The organism is Leisingera aquaemixtae, from assembly GCF_001458395.1.
GTDB lineage: Bacteria > Pseudomonadota > Alphaproteobacteria > Rhodobacterales > Rhodobacteraceae > Leisingera > Leisingera aquaemixtae.
This window is the reverse complement of sequence record NZ_CYSR01000031.1, coordinates 249,657-264,670: the sequence shown is the minus strand read 5'-3', so window position 1 is coordinate 264,670 and position 15,014 is coordinate 249,657. Positions and strand designations below refer to the sequence as shown.

Genomic DNA, 15,014 nt, shown 5'->3' with positions numbered 1-15,014 from the left:
CCGTTGCGGCCGATTGTGCGAAGTTTTGTGCGAGGGCTGCGCCCTGCCCTGGGTGGGCGTGAAGCGCCCTCCAGCCAAACCGAAGGTTCGCCTTCGGCAAAACGGGAGGGTCGGGCGCTGCCCGGCGGTGCCGCCGGGCACAGGTGTTGCTCAGGCGGCCTCGGTCTGGGCCGCGATCTCGGCCTCGAAGGCCCATTTGATCCAGGGCATCAGCGCGGCCACGTCGGTGGCTTCCACCGTGCCGCCGCACCAGATGCGCAGGCCCGGAGGCGCGTCGCGGTAGGCGCCGATGTCATAGGCCACGCCTTCACCCTCCAGCCGCTTGGCCACGGCCTTGGCAAAGGCGGCGCCGTCCTGGATGCGTTCGTCGGTGAACTTGAGGCAGACCGACGTGTTGGAGCGGTATTCCGGCTGTTCCGCCAGGAAGGCGATCCAGGGGTTGTCCTGCACAAAGCTTTGCACCGCGGCCAGGTTGGCATAGGCGCGTTCGCGCAGGCCTTCCATGCCGCCCACCGAGCGGGCCCAGTCGAGCGCCAGCAGGTAGTCCTCCACCGCCAGCATCGAGGGGGTGTTGATGGTCGCGCCCTGGAAGATGCCGTCGATCAGTTTGCCGCCCTTGGTCAGGCGGAAGATCTTGGGCAGCGGCCAGGCGGGGGTGTAGCTTTCCAGCCGTTCGACCGCGCGGGGGCTGAGGATGATCATGCCGTGCGCCGCTTCGCCGCCCAGCACCTTCTGCCAGGAGAAAGTGGTCACATCCAGCTTGTCCCAGGGCAGATGCTGCGCAAAGGCCGCGGAGGTCGCGTCGCAGATCGTCAGCCCTTCGCGGTCCGCCGGAATCCAGTCGCCGTTGGGGACGCGCACGCCGGAGGTGGTGCCGTTCCAGGTGAAAACAACGTCATTGGTGAAATCGACGGTGCCCAGGTCCACGATCTGGCCGTAATCGGCGGTCTTGACGGTGGCGTCCAGCTTGAGCTGTTTCACAACGTCGGTGACCCAGCCGGAGCCGAAGCTTTCCCAGGCCAGCATCTCGGCGCCGCGGGCACCAAGCAGGTTCCACATCGCCATTTCAACCGCGCCGGTGTCGGAGGCGGGCACGATGCCGATCTTGTAGTCTGCGGGGATGTTCAGGATCTCGCGGGTGCCTTCGATCGCCGCCTTCAGCTTCTCCTTGCCGACCGCAGCGCGGTGCGAGCGGCCCAGCGGCGCGCCGGCAAGTTTCGACAGGTCAAAGACGGGAGGTTTGGCGCAGGGGCCCGAAGAAAAACGCGGATTGGCCGGCCGCGATGCCGGTTGTGCAATAGCCATAAATGCTACCCTTCCAGATAAGCGCCCCTCGTTGGGGAGGGGTGTCCCGGGTACAGAGCTAGGCTGCTGCAGCGCGGCATGCAACAGAAAAATCAGAAGAATGCGGCTGTTGGAATGTTTTTTGCGACATGATTTTCCACCATCGGAAACAGCCGCCCTGAAATGGCGAACAGGACCGCTCCTTATGATGCCGCCGGTCATGAACGGCTTTTTGCCGTCTGGCCGAGGCCCCGGCGGCCCGCTATGACAAGGAGAATCCTGAGGAAACGGAGCCTGCCGATGTTTGTTGCCAGCCTGATCTGCAATCCCGCCAGCCCGGTGCTGGAGCCCGCCCTGCCCGAATCACTGCGCAATGCCTGGGGCGGCGGCGAGGCCATCTGGCTGGCGCCGGGCGTCGCGGCCGAGTTTGTGCTGGAGCAGATGCCGGGCAACCGCTGGCAGGTCTGGGAGGATTTGCAGCAGATGGGGGTGGATCTGGTGATCCAACCCGCCGACGGGCGGAAGAAGAAGATGCTGCTGGCCGACATGGACTCGACCATGATCCAGCAGGAGTGCATCGACGAGCTGGCCGAGGAAGCGGGTGTTGGCGCGCGGGTCAAGGACATCACCGCGCGGGCAATGAACGGCGAGCTGGATTTCGAGGGCGCGCTGATCGAGCGGGTCGGGCTGCTGCAGGGGCTGCCGGAGACGGTGATCGGCAAGGTTCTGGACGAGCGCATCACCCTGATGCCGGGCGGCAGGCAGCTGCTTTCGGTGATGAAGGCAAATGGCGCCTATGCGGCGCTGGTGTCGGGCGGGTTCACGGCTTTCACCTCCAGGGTGGCGTCGGAGCTGGGCTTTGACGAGAACCGGGCCAACACGCTGCTGGCGGAAGGCGGCAGGCTGACCGGCGAAGCGGCGCGGCCGATTCTGGGCCGCGAGGCCAAGGTGGAGGCGCTGGAGCAGATCACTGCCCGGCTGGGAATCGGCGAGGCGGATGTGATCGCGGTGGGCGACGGCGCCAACGACCTGGGCATGCTGAAACGCGCAGGCGCAGGCGTCGCGCTGCACGCCAAGCCATCGGTGGCGGCGGAATGCGATATCCGCATCAACCACGGCGACCTGACGGCGCTGCTCTATATCCAGGGCTACTCTGAGGCCGATTTCAAAAGCTGAGCCCGCTCCCGGGGCCGCAGCCCGGGGAACTCCCGCGCCCGCAGGTGCGGCTGCTGGCGCAGCCGCACCTTGGCGGCCTTGGGCCCGGCGCTGCGCATTTGCGCAGCGCCGGGCCCAACGGGAGGAGGCCTGTTCGCAGAACAGGCTGACGACGGGCGGGAGCCCCCCTCTTCGGCGGGGCCGCAAGGGCCGCGGACCTTGCGGCCTGCAACGGCGTGGATTTCACACTTCCATTATTTAACAAATATGTTAATAATGAACTCATGACCCCGCTTCTGAGATCTTTTGCGGCCCTGTCGGACGAGACCCGCATGTCGATTGTCGACCAGCTGATCACTCAAGGCGAACTGCCGGCGGGCGATCTGGCACCGGGGGCGGCCATTTCGGGGCCGGCCATCTCGCGCCATCTGAAGGTGCTGCGCGAGGCCGGGCTGGTGACCCAGCGCGCCGATGGCGCGAGGCGGCTCTATTCCGCCCGGCCCGAGGGCCTCAGGATGATTGCCGAATGGACCCAATCCCGCAAAGGGTTCTGGGACGGCAGCCTGGACCGGCTGGAGGCGGCCCTGAGGGAGGACGGCGCATGAGCGACCTGCAGTTGCAACGGATCTTCCCGGTCAGCCCGGAGACACTGTTCGATTGGGTGACCACGCCGGACAAGCTGCTGCGATGGTGGGGACCGGAAGGCGTCACCATTCCGGAGCACGATCTGGACCTCAGCCGCACCGGGCCGTGGCATTCCATCATGCAGAACAGCGACGGGCAGCAGTTCCATGTTTCCGGCCAGGTAACCCATGTGGATGTGCCGAAATCCGTCGGCTTTACCTGGGCCTGGCACGATGAGGACGGCAGCCGCGGCGCCGAGAGCCATGTGACCTTTACCATAGCCGCCGCCGGAGACGGCGCCATGCTGCTGATTGATCACCGCGATCTGGGCGATGACGGGATTGCCGCGCGCCATGACGAGGGCTGGACCTCGACCCTGCGCAAGCTGGAGGCTCAGCTCACCGCAGACGCCTGACGCACAATTCACGCAACCAAGGGAGAAGACCGATGCCAGAGTTCATTTTTGTCTACCACGGCGGCAAGACCCCGGAGAGCGAGGAGGAAGGCGCCAAGGTGATGGAAGCCTGGAAGAGCTGGATGGGCTCGATGGGGGACGCACTGAAGGTGCCGGGCGCGCCGGTGGGAATGTCCAAGACCGTCAGCGGCGGCGGCGTGGCGGACAATGGCGGCGCCAATCCGGTCTCGGGTTATTCGGTTGTGCAGGCGGCCGACCAGGAAGCGGCCTGCGAGATGGCCAAGGGCTGCCCGATGGTGGCGGACGGCAGCGGCTCGGTCGAAGTCGCCGAAATCATCGAGATGGAGATGTAAGAAAATGCCCCGGTTCACGGCCGGGGCATTTGATTTCAGAACAGCGTCGCCGCTGCTTTCTTAGAACAGCAGCTCCGCTGCGGGGCGGATTGCGCCGCATTCCAGCCCGCGGCGGCTGTAGAGCGTCTTGTTCATGTACTTGCGGGTCTCCGGGTGATCTGCGTCCAGCACGCCGAGGCTGACCAGCAGCGCCGCAATCGCGCATTCGCTGGCCCGGGTGGTGCCGTCGGCGATCTTCAGCGCAACACCCAGCTTCTGTTCCGGCAGGATGGCGATGAACACCGCCTCGGCACCGGTCTTGATCGCCACCTTGCCGCCCATCGCCCGCATCAGGTTGGTGCAGCAGCGGGTTTCGCCGGCCACCAGCTCGGGATGCGCGGTCATTGCGGCGACCAGCTGCTGCGCCGCCTCCGAGGCGCGGTCGGAGCGGTCAGCCGCACTGGCAAACCAGGCCATCGAGCGCGCCAGCCCGGTGACGGTGGTAGCGAAGTTCGGCGCCGAGCAGCCGTCAATGCCGTAGCCAGGGCTGTCCTGGCCGGTGGTTTCCTCAAACGCGGCCAGGCAGGCCTGCTGCACCGGGTGGTCCACCTCAATGTATTCCGCGCCCGCGCCCAGGTATTGGGTCAAGGTCAGGAAGCCTGCGTGCTTGCCGGAGCAGTTGTTGTGCACCTGGCAGGGGCTGCTGTCAGTCTTGATCAGCTCATTGCGGGCCGGGATGTCATCCGGCAACTGCGGGCCGCAGCGGAAATCTTCGTCCTTCAGCCCCAGTTGGCCGAGCCAGGCATTGACCCGGTCCGTGTGGATGTGCGCGCCGTTGTGCGAGGCGCAGGCCAGTGCCAGCTGCTCGGACGTGAGGCCATAGCGCGCGGCGGCGCCGGAGGTGATCAGCGGCAGCGCCTGGATCATCTTGGCGGAGCTGCGCGGATAGATCACCGCGTCGGGGTCGCCCCAGCTGCGCACCACCTGCCCGGACGCATCGCAAATGACGGCATGGCCCAGGTGCAGGCTTTCCAGCAGCGGGCCGCGCCAGACTTCGGCCATGGGCACAGGTTTCGGCATGAACTCTCCCCTTATGTTTTGTTGGCGAAATCCTGCCAAAACGCACTTTCGCCCGTGGTGCTTGTTACGTTAGTGTGGTTGTGTAGCGCAAGCGAGGGGATCGGGACCAGACAGCGGACGAAACGCTGCGGGCCCTTTGCTTGGTTTTTGAGGTAAGAGAACAGTCTTGGAGTCGGGACAAATGGCATTGAAACTCGCCCGCGTGGCTGCGGGCCTGTGTCTGGCAGCATTGGCAACCACCGCATCTGCGCAGGAAACGTCGAACAACCGGGTTGCGGCCAAGGTCGATTGGAGCGTCTTTGAGGGCAACGACCCGAATGAATGCTGGGGCGTGTCGGCTCCGAAGGAAACCGTGAACACCCGCGACGGCCGCGTGGTGGCGGTGCGCCGCAGCGAGATCCAGCTGTTTGTCACCTACCGCGAGGACGCCACCCCCAAGGGCGAGGTGAGCTTTACCGGCGGCTATCCGTTTGCGCCGGGCTCCACCGTCAATATGGCGATCGGCGACTCCGAGTTCGAACTGTTCACCGAGGGCGAATGGGCCTGGCCGGCCACCCCTGCGGATGACGCCAAGATCATCACCGCGATGAAGCGCGGCTCCGATGCGGTGCTGACAGCGCGGTCCGCCCGCGGCACCCAGACCCAGGACACTTTCTCGCTGCTCGGCTTTACCGCCGCGGTGGAAGATGCCGAGAAGCGCTGCAGCAAGTAAGCGCTGAACGGAAGGATTTTCAGTAAACCCCGGCCCGCGCCGGGGTTTTCTTGTTTGAAGGCCGCGGGCCGCGTACCATGCGGCAGGAGGTGCTTGCCATGCTGCGTAGCGTCATTGGTGTTCTGATCATGCTGACACAACCCGTTTTCGCCGATCCCGCGCTGGAATGCGGCGATGCCGGCTCCCAGGTGGATATTGGCGAATGCGTTGCCAAGGACGAGGAGCGTGTGGAAGCCGCACTCGCTAAGGCATTGAGCTTTGCTCTGGATGCGGCAGAAGAACTGGACGACGTTACCGGCCGGAGCGCCGCAGTCCCCGCGCTTGAGGGCGGGCAGAAGGCGTGGGAAGCCTACCGGGCCGAGCATTGCGCCTTTGTGGGGGCGACATACGGCGGCGGCTCGGGGACGGGCATTGCGATCCGTTCCTGCTGGACACAGCTGGGCCGTGCCCGGATTGATGAGCTGATGCTGTATGCCGGGTAACCGCTATGCAAGCAATTTGGCAGGATTCCTTTTGATCTCCGTTCGAAATCCTATATAGAGCCGCATCCGCCCATCAGCATCGAGTCCGAAAGCCATGACCGCCAGCGCGCCGATCACCCAAGACGTATTGACCCTGCCCCGCAAGGATCCCGAAGGCGGCAAGATCAATCTTGTCGGATTGACCCGCGACCGGATGCGCGAGGTGCTGATTGAGCACGGCACGCCTGAGAAACAGGCGAAAATGCGGGTTGGCCAGATCTGGCAGTGGATCTACCAGTGGGGCAAGCGCGACTTTGCCGAGATGACCAACCTGGCCAAAGCCTACCGCGCGCAGCTTGCGGAGACGTTTGAAATCCGCGTTCCCGAAGTGGTGAGCAAGCAGGTGTCGACAGACGGCACCCGCAAGTACCTGGTGCGGATTGCAGGCGGCCATGAGGTCGAGGTGGTCTATATCCCCGAGGACGACCGCGGCACCCTGTGCATTTCCTCGCAAGTGGGCTGCACCCTGACCTGCTCGTTCTGCCACACCGGCACCCAGAAGCTGGTGCGCAACCTGACCCCTGCAGAGATTGTCGGCCAGGTGATGATGGCGCGCGACGATCTGGAGGAATGGCCGGTGCCGGGCGCACCGAAGGAGGAGACCCGGCTGCTCTCCAACATCGTGCTGATGGGCATGGGCGAGCCGCTTTACAACTTCGACAACGTCCGCGATGCGATGAAGATCGCGATGGACCCGGAAGGCATCTCCCTCAGCCGCCGCCGAATCACGCTGTCGACATCCGGCGTGGTGCCGGAGATTGCCCGCACCGCGCAGGAAATCGGCTGCCTGCTGGCGATTTCCTTCCACGCCACCACCAACGAGACCCGCGACGTGCTGGTGCCGATCAACAAGCGCTGGAACATCGACGAGCTGCTGCAGGCGCTGGCGGATTACCCCAAGGCGTCGAATTCAGAGCGGATCACCTTTGAATACGTGATGCTGGACGGCGTGAACGACACCGACGAGGACGCGCACCGACTGATCGATCACATCAAGCGTTACAATATTCCGGCCAAGATCAACCTGATCCCGTTCAACGAATGGCCCGGCAGCCCGTACAAGCGGTCCTCCAACAACCGGATTCGGGCGTTTGCCAACATCATCTATCAGGCCGGTTATGCCTCACCGATCCGCAAGACCCGCGGCGATGACATCATGGCGGCCTGCGGCCAGCTGAAGTCTGCGACCGAACGCGCCCGCAAGAGCCGCAAACAGATCGAGGCCGAAGCCGGGATGAAGTGATCCCGGCTTCGGCCCCTGTGCGGCAGGGTCCCCGGCTGCCTTAAGTAAAGAGAAAGTCGTCCTGAGTGAGTGTGCCGTTGAAGCCGGCAAGCTCAATCTCGTATTGTCCGTAGTAGCTGACGAACGTGCTGCCGCCGCTTTGGCTGATCAACAGGTCGCTGAAGTCATCCACCGAGGTGCCTGAGAACTCGATCTTGTCGCCGCCGCGCCCGAAATCCGTTATCACTTCCTGTTCGTAGTAATCAGCCGAGACAAACACAAAGGTGTCCGCGTGCCGGCCGCCGGTCAGCTGGTCCGATCCGTCGCCGCCGATCAGGCGGTCCCGGCCGTTGCCGCCGACCAGCGTGTCATCGCCGGCTCCGCCGGAGAGGGTATCCCAGCCGCCGCCGCCGACCAGCTTGTCCGCCTCATTTGTGCTGCCGGAATACTCGTCATCGTCCAGGCCGCCGATAAGGACGTCCGCGCCTTTGCCGCCGACCAGCCGGTCTTCGCCGTAGCCCCCGATGAGGGTATCCTGACCGCCGCCGCCTATCAGCCTGTCGGCGGCCTCACGGCCGATCAGTGTGTCGCTGCCACCGCGTCCGAAAACTTTGCTCTCCTGGCCGACTGCCAGAACCGTTTCAGCTTCGGCGCTGGTGTCGATCACCACCATGCCGCTGGATTTGACCCGCACGCTCCACCCTGCGGTATCCGCGCTGCTGCCGTAGATGTGCTGCAGGGCCTGCACGTCGAAGGTTCCCAGCTCAGTCACGTTGTAACCGGCATAGGTATAGGTCATCACGGTGTTTGCCTGGGTATCCAGGTGATCAGCCAAGGTGGTGTCCCCGTCATGCGGGTGTTTCAGGCCCAGCGCATGGCCGATCTCATGCAGAACCGTCTCATAGCCGAAGGACCCGGGCATTATGTTGCCGCCCTCAATCGCCAGGCGGCCCTCGTTGGTCGAATAGCTGCTGGCCCAGGGGTAATCCGCCCATCCGGCCGCCGAACCGCCATCATAGCCAAAAACATTGATCATCGCCGGGCCGCCGGTTTCGACAAAGATCACACCCGAAGCTTCCTCGAACTCGTCCAGGGCCCTGCGGAAGTACTCCCGCTGCTGGCTGTCGAAGGCCCAATAGCGGTAGGCCCCGTAAGGATCGCTGCTGACGGGGTCCAGTTCGCTGGCGCTGGTGAAACTGTAGGTCACCACCGTTCTGGTTCCCAAATCAGACAGGCTGTTCCACCGGAAACTGTCGCTGGACATATATGCCAATAGCGCTGTGTAGTCTGTGACTTCGGACATCAAGCTTCTCCACTGCTCAACCGCCGGTAAGTTTTTGTTTGTAAATGTGGCCAAGTTTGGCCCGCTTCCGGGCGAAACCCGCTCACTTCCGCGGTCGTTGTCTCAGTTTGCATGAACACGGATGGAAATCAGCGAAAATAATCCATCTTGCTTAAGCCCGGGCTTGCGGGACCGAACCAGCCGCACGCCTGACTGACTCTGCGGCGGGTGGTGTGTTGCAGGAAAGTACCAGTCATCCGCCGCCCCATTTTCACCCCAGACCGGCACAAATTCCGCCATCTGCCGGGAACAGTTTCCAATGCATGGACAAATGTTTTGAAAGGTAATCGGCTTATGCAACCGTCAGACAAACAGGCCCAGCCCGTTGACCCCAGCGTACTGGAACTGATCCGCAGCGAGCGGCAGAAGGCGCTCAGCCCGCGGGAATGGAAATTCCGCCTGCGCGGCTATGGCTATGGGGTGAAGACCGTGGCAGGCACCCCGGTCCTTACCCGGCTGACCACGGGCGACGAAATCGGCACGCTGCCGCCGGAACTGGCCTGAGCCCGGCAGCAGCTAAAGCCCGCCCTGGCGCTTAGCGCTCGCGCCCCGGAAGGGTTTCGCGCGGCGGCGCCGGTTCCCAGTTGTCGATGATCCGCACCGCTTCCTGCGCGGTGTCGACCACGCGGAACAGGTCCAGGTCCTGTTCCGAAATGGTGCCTGCATCGGCCAGCGCATCCCAATTGATGATCTTGTCCCAGAAGTCCTTGCCGAACAGCAGGAACGGCACGCGCTCCATCCGACCGGTTTGGATAAGGGTCAGGCTCTCGAACAGCTCATCCAAGGTGCCAAAGCCGCCCGGGAACACGCTGATTGCCCGCGCCCGCATCAGGAAGTGCATTTTACGGATCGCAAAATAGTGGAAATTGAAGCTGAGGTCCGGCGTCACATAGCCATTCGGCGCCTGCTCATGCGGCAGCACGATCGACAGGCCGATGGAATGGCCGCCCGCATCCGCTGCGCCGCGGTTGCCCGCTTCCATCACACCGGGGCCGCCGCCGGTCACCACGACATTCTGGCGTCCGCCGCTCTCCTTTGATTTTGCCGTCATAAGCCGGGCGAACTCACGCGCCTCGTCATAGAAATGCGACAGATCGGCCAGCGTCTGCGTGCGCGCCTTATCCTTGTGCTCCGGATCCGGAATGCGGGCACCGCCGAACATCACGATGGTGCTTTCGATGCCGCGCTCGTTCAGCATCAGCTCCGGTTTCAGAAGCTCCAGCTGCAACCGCACCGGGCGCAGCTCCTCCCGGTACATGAATTCCTGATCGGCGAAAGCCAGACGGTAGGCAGGCGACCGTGTCTGCGGCGTGGCAGGCACATGCTCTGCCCGGTTCCGGTCGGTATGGGCATCGCTGAAACGGCTGTGGCGGTCTTCGGTCATGGGCAATCCAGGCAAAAAATAACAGGACCTCCTTTGTAACCGCCCTCGGCCGTTAGCGCCAATCAAGAATGCATCAGAACGCGCCGTTCCGCTTGCGTCCGGACCCGGCGCGGCTAAGGTTCCGGCGCAGCAGACAGGAGGGCAGCGCATGGACTGGCAAAGAGAAATCACCGCAGCGGCAGAGCGCATCCGCCCCCATGTGCAGCGCACCCCGGTGATGCAGACGCAGGGCTTCGGGCTGCCGTATCCGGTGGAGCTGAAGCTGGAGCACATGCAGCATACCGGCAGCTTCAAGGCCCGCGGCGCCTTCAACACACTGCTGAGCCAAGAGGTGCCGGCAGCAGGGCTGGTCGCCGCCTCGGGCGGCAATCACGGTGCCGCCGCGGCCTATGCCGCGCACCAGCTGGGCCACAAAGCGCGGATTTATGTGCCGGAGATGGCGGGGCCCGCCAAGATTTCCCTGATCGAGCGCACCGGCGCCGATCTTCAGGTGGTGCCCGGCGCCTATGCCAACGCGCTGGAACAGGCGCAGGCCTATGAGCAGGAAACCGGCGCCATGCAGGTTCACGCCTATGACGCGCCTGCCACTGTCGCGGGCCAGGGCACCTGCTTTGCCGAATGGCAGGCCCAGGGGCTGGCAGCCGATACCCTGCTGATCGCCGTGGGCGGCGGCGGGCTGATCGGCGGCGCGATGGCCTGGTTCCAAGGCGCCAGGAAGATTGTCGCGGTGGAGCCGGAAACCTCCTGTGCGCTGAACGCGGCGCTGGCGGCAAGACAGCCTGTCGATGTTGACGTCTCCGGCGTTGCGACCAACGCGTTGGGCGCCAAGCGCATCGGCAGCATCTGTTTTGAGCTGGCCGCGGCGCAGGGCATCGACTCTCTGACTGTGCCGGACAGCGCCATCACCAAAGCCCAGGCTGCGCTCTGGCGCGAGCGGCGGATCTTGGTTGAGCCCGCCGGCGCGACGGCGCTGGCGGCGCTGATGTGCGGTGCCTACCGTCCTGCCCGCGGAGAACGCGTCGCGGTTCTGATCTGCGGCGGCAACATCGCTCCGGACCCGCTGGGATAACCCTTGCGGGCAGCCAGCCGCCCGGCTATCGCCAGTACATGTCCGCAACCATTGCCGATACCATCTACCAGGCGTTGAGCGAGCGCATCATCACCGGCAGCCTGCCTGCCGGGGAGAAGCTGCGCCAGGACCATATCGCCCGCGAGTTCGAGGCCAGCCACGTGCCGGTGCGCGAGGCGCTGTTGCGGCTGGAGGCGCATGGGCTGGCACAATCCGAACCCCGCCGCGGCACCAGGGTCAGCGCGCTGGACCCCTCCGAGATCCGCGAGGTGATCGAAATGCGGGTCGCGCTGGAGGTGCTGGCCCTCACCCATGCCTTCGCCCGCCTGACGCCGGAGGATACCGAAGCGGCCGAGGCCGCCCGGCTGGCCTGCGACGCGGCAGAGGACATGGCCAGCTGGGAACGCCTCAACCGCGCGTTCCACCGGGTGATTCTGGCGCCCTGCGCGATGCCGCGGCTGCTGGCCTCGATCGACGATCTGCACATCGCCGCCGCCCGGCACCTGTTTGCCAACTGGCAGCACCAGTGGACCCGCCGGGTGGACGCCGACCACGCCGCCATTGTCAGCGCAATGACCCGCCGCGACCCTGCTGCCGCCTGCGAAATCCTGCGCCGCCACCTGCGCCGGGTGCGCTAAGCCGCCGGAACCCCGCAAAACGCCGTCCGAGGCGGCAATTTGGACGCAATCCGGGCATGACCTGCACCGCGATAGCCGCTATGAAGCTGCGACTCAAACCGATGCCGGAGGAACCCCCATGTCCAACGCCCAGCTGGAAGCAGCGATCGAAGCCGCCTGGGAGGCGCGCGACACCATCACCCCCGCCACAACCGGCGAACAGCGTGACGCCATCGAAGACACCCTGAACGCGCTTGATTCAGGCAAGCTGCGGGTGGCTCAAAAGCTGGAGAACGGCGACTGGCATGTGAACCAGTGGGCCAAGAAGGCGGTGCTGCTGGGCTTCCGCATCAAGGACATGGAAATCCACGAAGGCGGCCCGCAGGCCGGCGGCTGGTGGGACAAGGTCGACAGCAAGTTTGCCGGCTGGGGCGAGGCAGACTGGAAAACCGCAGGCTTCCGCGCGGTGCCGAACTGCGTGGTCCGGAAATCCGCCTATATTGCCCCCGGCGCGGTGCTGATGCCCTCCTTCGTGAACCTCGGCGCCTATGTCGATGAGGGCACCATGGTCGATACCTGGGCCACCGTCGGCTCCTGCGCGCAGATCGGCAAGAACGTCCACCTGTCGGGCGGCGTCGGCATCGGCGGCGTGCTGGAGCCGATGCAGGCCGGCCCCACTATCATCGAAGACAATTGCTTTATCGGTGCCCGTTCGGAAGTGGTCGAAGGCTGTATCGTGCGTGAAGGTTCGGTACTGGGCATGGGCGTCTTCATCGGCAAATCCACCAAGATCGTTGATCGCGAGACCGGCGAAGTGATGTATGGCGAAGTGCCGCCCTACTCGGTTGTGGTGGCCGGTTCGATGCCGTCGAAGAACAACATCAGCCTCTACTGCGCGGTGATCGTGAAGCGCGTTGATGAGAAGACCCGCTCCAAGACCGGCATCAACGAGCTGCTGCGCGACTGATCCGCGCTGCAATTCTGAACGACAGGAACGCGCCCCTTGCCGGGCGCGTTTTTCTTTGCCTCCGGCGGTTGGGGCTTCGCCCCAAACCCCAGGATATTTTGAGCCAGATGAAGACTGGATCCTCTATTCATCTGGCCCGGAAATATCCCGGGGTGAGGCCGCCAGGCCGAGGGGCAGCGCCCCTCCTGTGTAAAACCCTTGCCGCGCAATAAGCCTGCCGCTAATAGTATTACATCTACACATAAGAGGGTTAGATGCAGACCATATTTGCCCAGCGCGCCCGCCTGCCTCAGGGATGGGCAGAGAACCTCCGGCTGACGGTTGATAAGGGCTGGATTTCTTCCCTGGAAACTGGCGCCGGACCGCAGCCCGGCGATACACGGGCGGACGTGCTGCTGCCGTCGCTGGGCAATCTGCATTCGCACAGCTTTCAGCGGGCCATGGCGGGCATGACCGAGTACCGCGCGGCGGGCAAGGACAGCTTCTGGACCTGGCGCGAGCTGATGTACCGGTTCATGGACCGCATCACACCAGAGCAGTACGAGGCCATCGCCGCGCTGGTCTTTTTGGAGATGCTGGAGGCCGGCTATGCCTCCGTCGGGGAGTTCCACTACGTTCACCACCAGCCCGGCGGCGCGCCTTTTGAGTCACTGACCGAGCTCAGCGAGCGGGTATTTGCCGCCGCCAGCCAGACCGGCATCGGCCTCACCCACCTGCCGGTGCTCTACACCTACGGCGGCGCTGGAAAACAGGCTCTGAACGGGGGCCAGAAGCGGTTTGGAAACTCGGTTACGGCGTTCTCCAAGCTTGTCACCCGCGCCCGCGGACTGGCCGCACGTGACCTGCCGGAAGATGCCAGCGTCGGCATCGCGCCGCACTCGCTGCGGGCCACCTGCCCCGAGGATCTGGCGGAGGTGCTGCGGATCCAGGACAGGCTTCCGGTGCACATCCACATCGCCGAACAGCCCAAGGAAGTGGCGGATATCAGCGATTGGCTGGGCGCGCGGCCGGTTGAATGGCTGCTGGCGAACGCGCCGGTGGACGGCAAATGGTGCCTGATCCACGCGACCCACATGACAAGTGCCGAAACCATCGGCATGGCCCGCTCCGGCGCCGTTGCAGGCCTGTGCCCGATCACCGAGGCCAACCTGGGCGATGGCCCCTTCAACGGGGTGGAATACCTGGCGCAGGACGGCACCTTCGGGGTCGGATCAGATTCGAACGTGCGGATTTCGCTGCCGGAAGAATTGCGGACGCTGGAGTATTCCCAGCGCCTGCGCGATCTGGCGCGCAACGTGCTGGTGCCGGGCGAGGGCTCGGTCGGCGAAACCCTGTATCTGGGCGCAGCCAAAGGCGGCGCGCAGGCCCTGGGCCGCGATGCCGGACGGATCGAGCAAGGCGCGCTGGCGGATCTGGTGGCGATTGACAGCAGCGCGCCCGCGCTCTGCGCGCTGAAGCCGGAGCAGCTGCTGGACGGCCTCTGCTTTGCCGCAGGCGATAACACTGTAACCGATGTCTGGAGCGCCGGCCGCCATGTGGTGCAGCAGGGCCGCCACATCGCCCGGGACAGCGTGGTCGCAGGCTACAAGACAGCGGTCAAAGAGCTTTTGAACTGTCTCTAAACAGGCAAAATCCGCACTTGGATCACAGTGCCGCCGCCGGTGACGACCACGCCGGCGGCGCTCTGCGTCACTATCCCCTCTCCGGGCCCAAGACGGTCTGTACCTGCCATCTGCAGGCTGCCGCAAACGACGAACAGCACTTGGCGGACGTCAGCATCCGGAACCGGGCCGTCTGCCAGTATTCTTGCCTCTGCCCTCACCTGTTCCGGGTCATAGATAACGTTGAACGCCTTGCACGGCCCGTCGCGCAGGCTGCAGGCCAAATCCGCGCCGCCATCGAAGCACAAAGGCTGCAGCGGCCGCGCCTCCAGCCGTGTGTGTCGGTTTGACAGGCTGTGGCCCGCCCCTTCGGTCACGCAATGGATACGGGCGAGGCCGGGAAAGGCGGAAAACGGGCCGTTTCGGGTGATGTCCGCCAGGCTCACCCGCCAGACCATATGGCCGTCCTGTTCATGCACAGCTAGCTCGCGCGTCACGCCGCCGCCGTTTTTCCACGGCACTGCCTGAGCGGTGAGAGCGGAAATGCGCATCGGGCTGTCCTTTCGCCGCTTAAATCAGTTCTGGCATAGTGCGGAACCGTGGCCCGCCGCAAGCCATCGGTTTCCTGCCGGTCCAGCCCGCGCCGTCCGCGCTATTTGATTGACCATCCCCCTGCCCCGGCGCTATGG

At 64.6% G+C, this 15,014-nt stretch carries 18 protein-coding genes; 12 read left to right on the top strand and 6 right to left on the bottom strand.

Going from position 1 to position 15,014, the window contains the following annotated elements; all coding sequences use genetic code 11:
• Positions 1–150: 150 nt before the first annotated feature.
• Positions 151–1,305, bottom strand: a complete 1,155-nt coding sequence (locus PHA8399_RS18245; protein WP_058287528.1) for a phosphoserine transaminase — start codon at positions 1,303–1,305, stop codon at positions 151–153.
• 279 nt (positions 1,306–1,584) lie between these two features.
• Between PHA8399_RS18245 and serB the strand changes: the two genes are divergently transcribed.
• The 4 genes from serB (at position 1,585) to PHA8399_RS18225 (ending at position 3,831) form a co-directional block, all read left to right on the top strand.
• Complete coding sequence (gene serB / locus PHA8399_RS18240; RefSeq protein ID WP_058287527.1) at positions 1,585–2,460, top strand: phosphoserine phosphatase SerB; 876 nt, start codon at positions 1,585–1,587, stop codon at positions 2,458–2,460.
• Positions 2,461–2,723: 263 nt separating this feature from the next.
• Positions 2,724–3,044, top strand: coding sequence for an ArsR/SmtB family transcription factor (locus tag PHA8399_RS18235; RefSeq protein WP_058287526.1), 321 nt, complete (start codon positions 2,724–2,726; stop codon positions 3,042–3,044).
• On the top strand, positions 3,041–3,478 hold the full coding sequence (locus PHA8399_RS18230) for an SRPBCC family protein (protein WP_058287525.1): 438 nt from the start codon (positions 3,041–3,043) through the stop codon (positions 3,476–3,478). The genes PHA8399_RS18235 and PHA8399_RS18230 overlap by 4 nt, the downstream gene beginning before the upstream one ends.
• Before the next feature lie 32 nt (positions 3,479–3,510).
• On the top strand, positions 3,511–3,831 hold the full coding sequence (locus tag PHA8399_RS18225; RefSeq protein WP_058287524.1) for a YciI family protein: 321 nt from the start codon (positions 3,511–3,513) through the stop codon (positions 3,829–3,831).
• Positions 3,832–3,891: 60 nt separating this feature from the next.
• Here PHA8399_RS18225 and PHA8399_RS18220 read toward each other — a convergent pair whose 3' ends face one another.
• On the bottom strand, positions 3,892–4,890 hold the full coding sequence (locus PHA8399_RS18220) for an asparaginase (protein WP_058287523.1): 999 nt from the start codon (positions 4,888–4,890) through the stop codon (positions 3,892–3,894).
• A gap of 181 nt (positions 4,891–5,071) precedes the next feature.
• Here PHA8399_RS18220 and PHA8399_RS18215 point away from each other — a divergent pair, with 181 nt between their 5' ends.
• The 3 genes from PHA8399_RS18215 (at position 5,072) to rlmN (ending at position 7,366) form a co-directional block, all read left to right on the top strand.
• Complete coding sequence (locus tag PHA8399_RS18215; RefSeq protein ID WP_058287522.1) at positions 5,072–5,602, top strand: invasion associated locus B family protein; 531 nt, start codon at positions 5,072–5,074, stop codon at positions 5,600–5,602.
• A 98-nt stretch (positions 5,603–5,700) separates the two neighbouring features.
• Positions 5,701–6,084, top strand: coding sequence for a lysozyme inhibitor LprI family protein (locus PHA8399_RS18210; protein WP_244270251.1), 384 nt, complete (start codon positions 5,701–5,703; stop codon positions 6,082–6,084).
• Between the two features lie 94 nt (positions 6,085–6,178).
• Positions 6,179–7,366: a dual-specificity RNA methyltransferase RlmN gene (rlmN, locus tag PHA8399_RS18205; protein WP_058287521.1), complete on the top strand. Its 1,188-nt coding sequence runs from the start codon at positions 6,179–6,181 to the stop codon at positions 7,364–7,366.
• 40 nt (positions 7,367–7,406) lie between these two features.
• On the opposite strand, the gene PHA8399_RS18200 is transcribed toward rlmN, so the two are convergent.
• Positions 7,407–8,648, bottom strand: coding sequence for a type I secretion protein (locus tag PHA8399_RS18200; RefSeq protein ID WP_058287520.1), 1,242 nt, complete (start codon positions 8,646–8,648; stop codon positions 7,407–7,409).
• 102 nt (positions 8,649–8,750) lie between these two features.
• Complete coding sequence (locus tag PHA8399_RS22585) at positions 8,751–8,927, bottom strand: hypothetical protein (RefSeq protein ID WP_158509274.1); 177 nt, start codon at positions 8,925–8,927, stop codon at positions 8,751–8,753.
• Between the two features lie 54 nt (positions 8,928–8,981).
• Between PHA8399_RS22585 and PHA8399_RS18195 the strand changes: the two genes are divergently transcribed.
• A complete protein-coding gene (locus tag PHA8399_RS18195) occupies positions 8,982–9,191 on the top strand; it encodes a hypothetical protein (protein WP_058287519.1) in 210 nt (69 codons plus the stop codon).
• Positions 9,192–9,222: 31 nt separating this feature from the next.
• On the opposite strand, the gene PHA8399_RS18190 is transcribed toward PHA8399_RS18195, so the two are convergent.
• The gene (locus PHA8399_RS18190) at positions 9,223–10,071 is read right to left on the bottom strand and encodes an LOG family protein (protein ID WP_058287518.1); all 849 of its coding nucleotides are present in this window, start codon (positions 10,069–10,071) and stop codon (positions 9,223–9,225) included.
• Between the two features lie 148 nt (positions 10,072–10,219).
• Here PHA8399_RS18190 and PHA8399_RS18185 point away from each other — a divergent pair, with 148 nt between their 5' ends.
• From PHA8399_RS18185 to PHA8399_RS18170, 4 genes are all read left to right on the top strand, one after another.
• Complete coding sequence (locus PHA8399_RS18185; RefSeq protein ID WP_058287517.1) at positions 10,220–11,140, top strand: threonine/serine dehydratase; 921 nt, start codon at positions 10,220–10,222, stop codon at positions 11,138–11,140.
• Positions 11,141–11,178: 38 nt separating this feature from the next.
• On the top strand, positions 11,179–11,778 hold the full coding sequence (locus tag PHA8399_RS18180; RefSeq protein ID WP_058287516.1) for a GntR family transcriptional regulator: 600 nt from the start codon (positions 11,179–11,181) through the stop codon (positions 11,776–11,778).
• A gap of 118 nt (positions 11,779–11,896) precedes the next feature.
• Entirely contained in the window at positions 11,897–12,724 is an 828-nt protein-coding gene (gene dapD, locus PHA8399_RS18175) for a 2,3,4,5-tetrahydropyridine-2,6-dicarboxylate N-succinyltransferase (RefSeq protein WP_058287515.1), read from the top strand.
• A 254-nt stretch (positions 12,725–12,978) separates the two neighbouring features.
• A complete protein-coding gene (locus tag PHA8399_RS18170; RefSeq protein WP_058287514.1) occupies positions 12,979–14,346 on the top strand; it encodes a formimidoylglutamate deiminase in 1,368 nt (455 codons plus the stop codon).
• Here the strand turns inward: PHA8399_RS18170 and PHA8399_RS18165 are convergent.
• Positions 14,343–14,876 carry a HutD/Ves family protein gene (locus PHA8399_RS18165; protein ID WP_058287513.1) on the bottom strand — a complete coding sequence of 178 codons (534 nt, stop codon included), beginning with the start codon at positions 14,874–14,876 and terminating at the stop codon, positions 14,343–14,345. The two genes, PHA8399_RS18170 and PHA8399_RS18165, sit on opposite strands and share 4 nt — an antisense overlap.
• Positions 14,877–15,014: the final 138 nt, after the last annotated feature.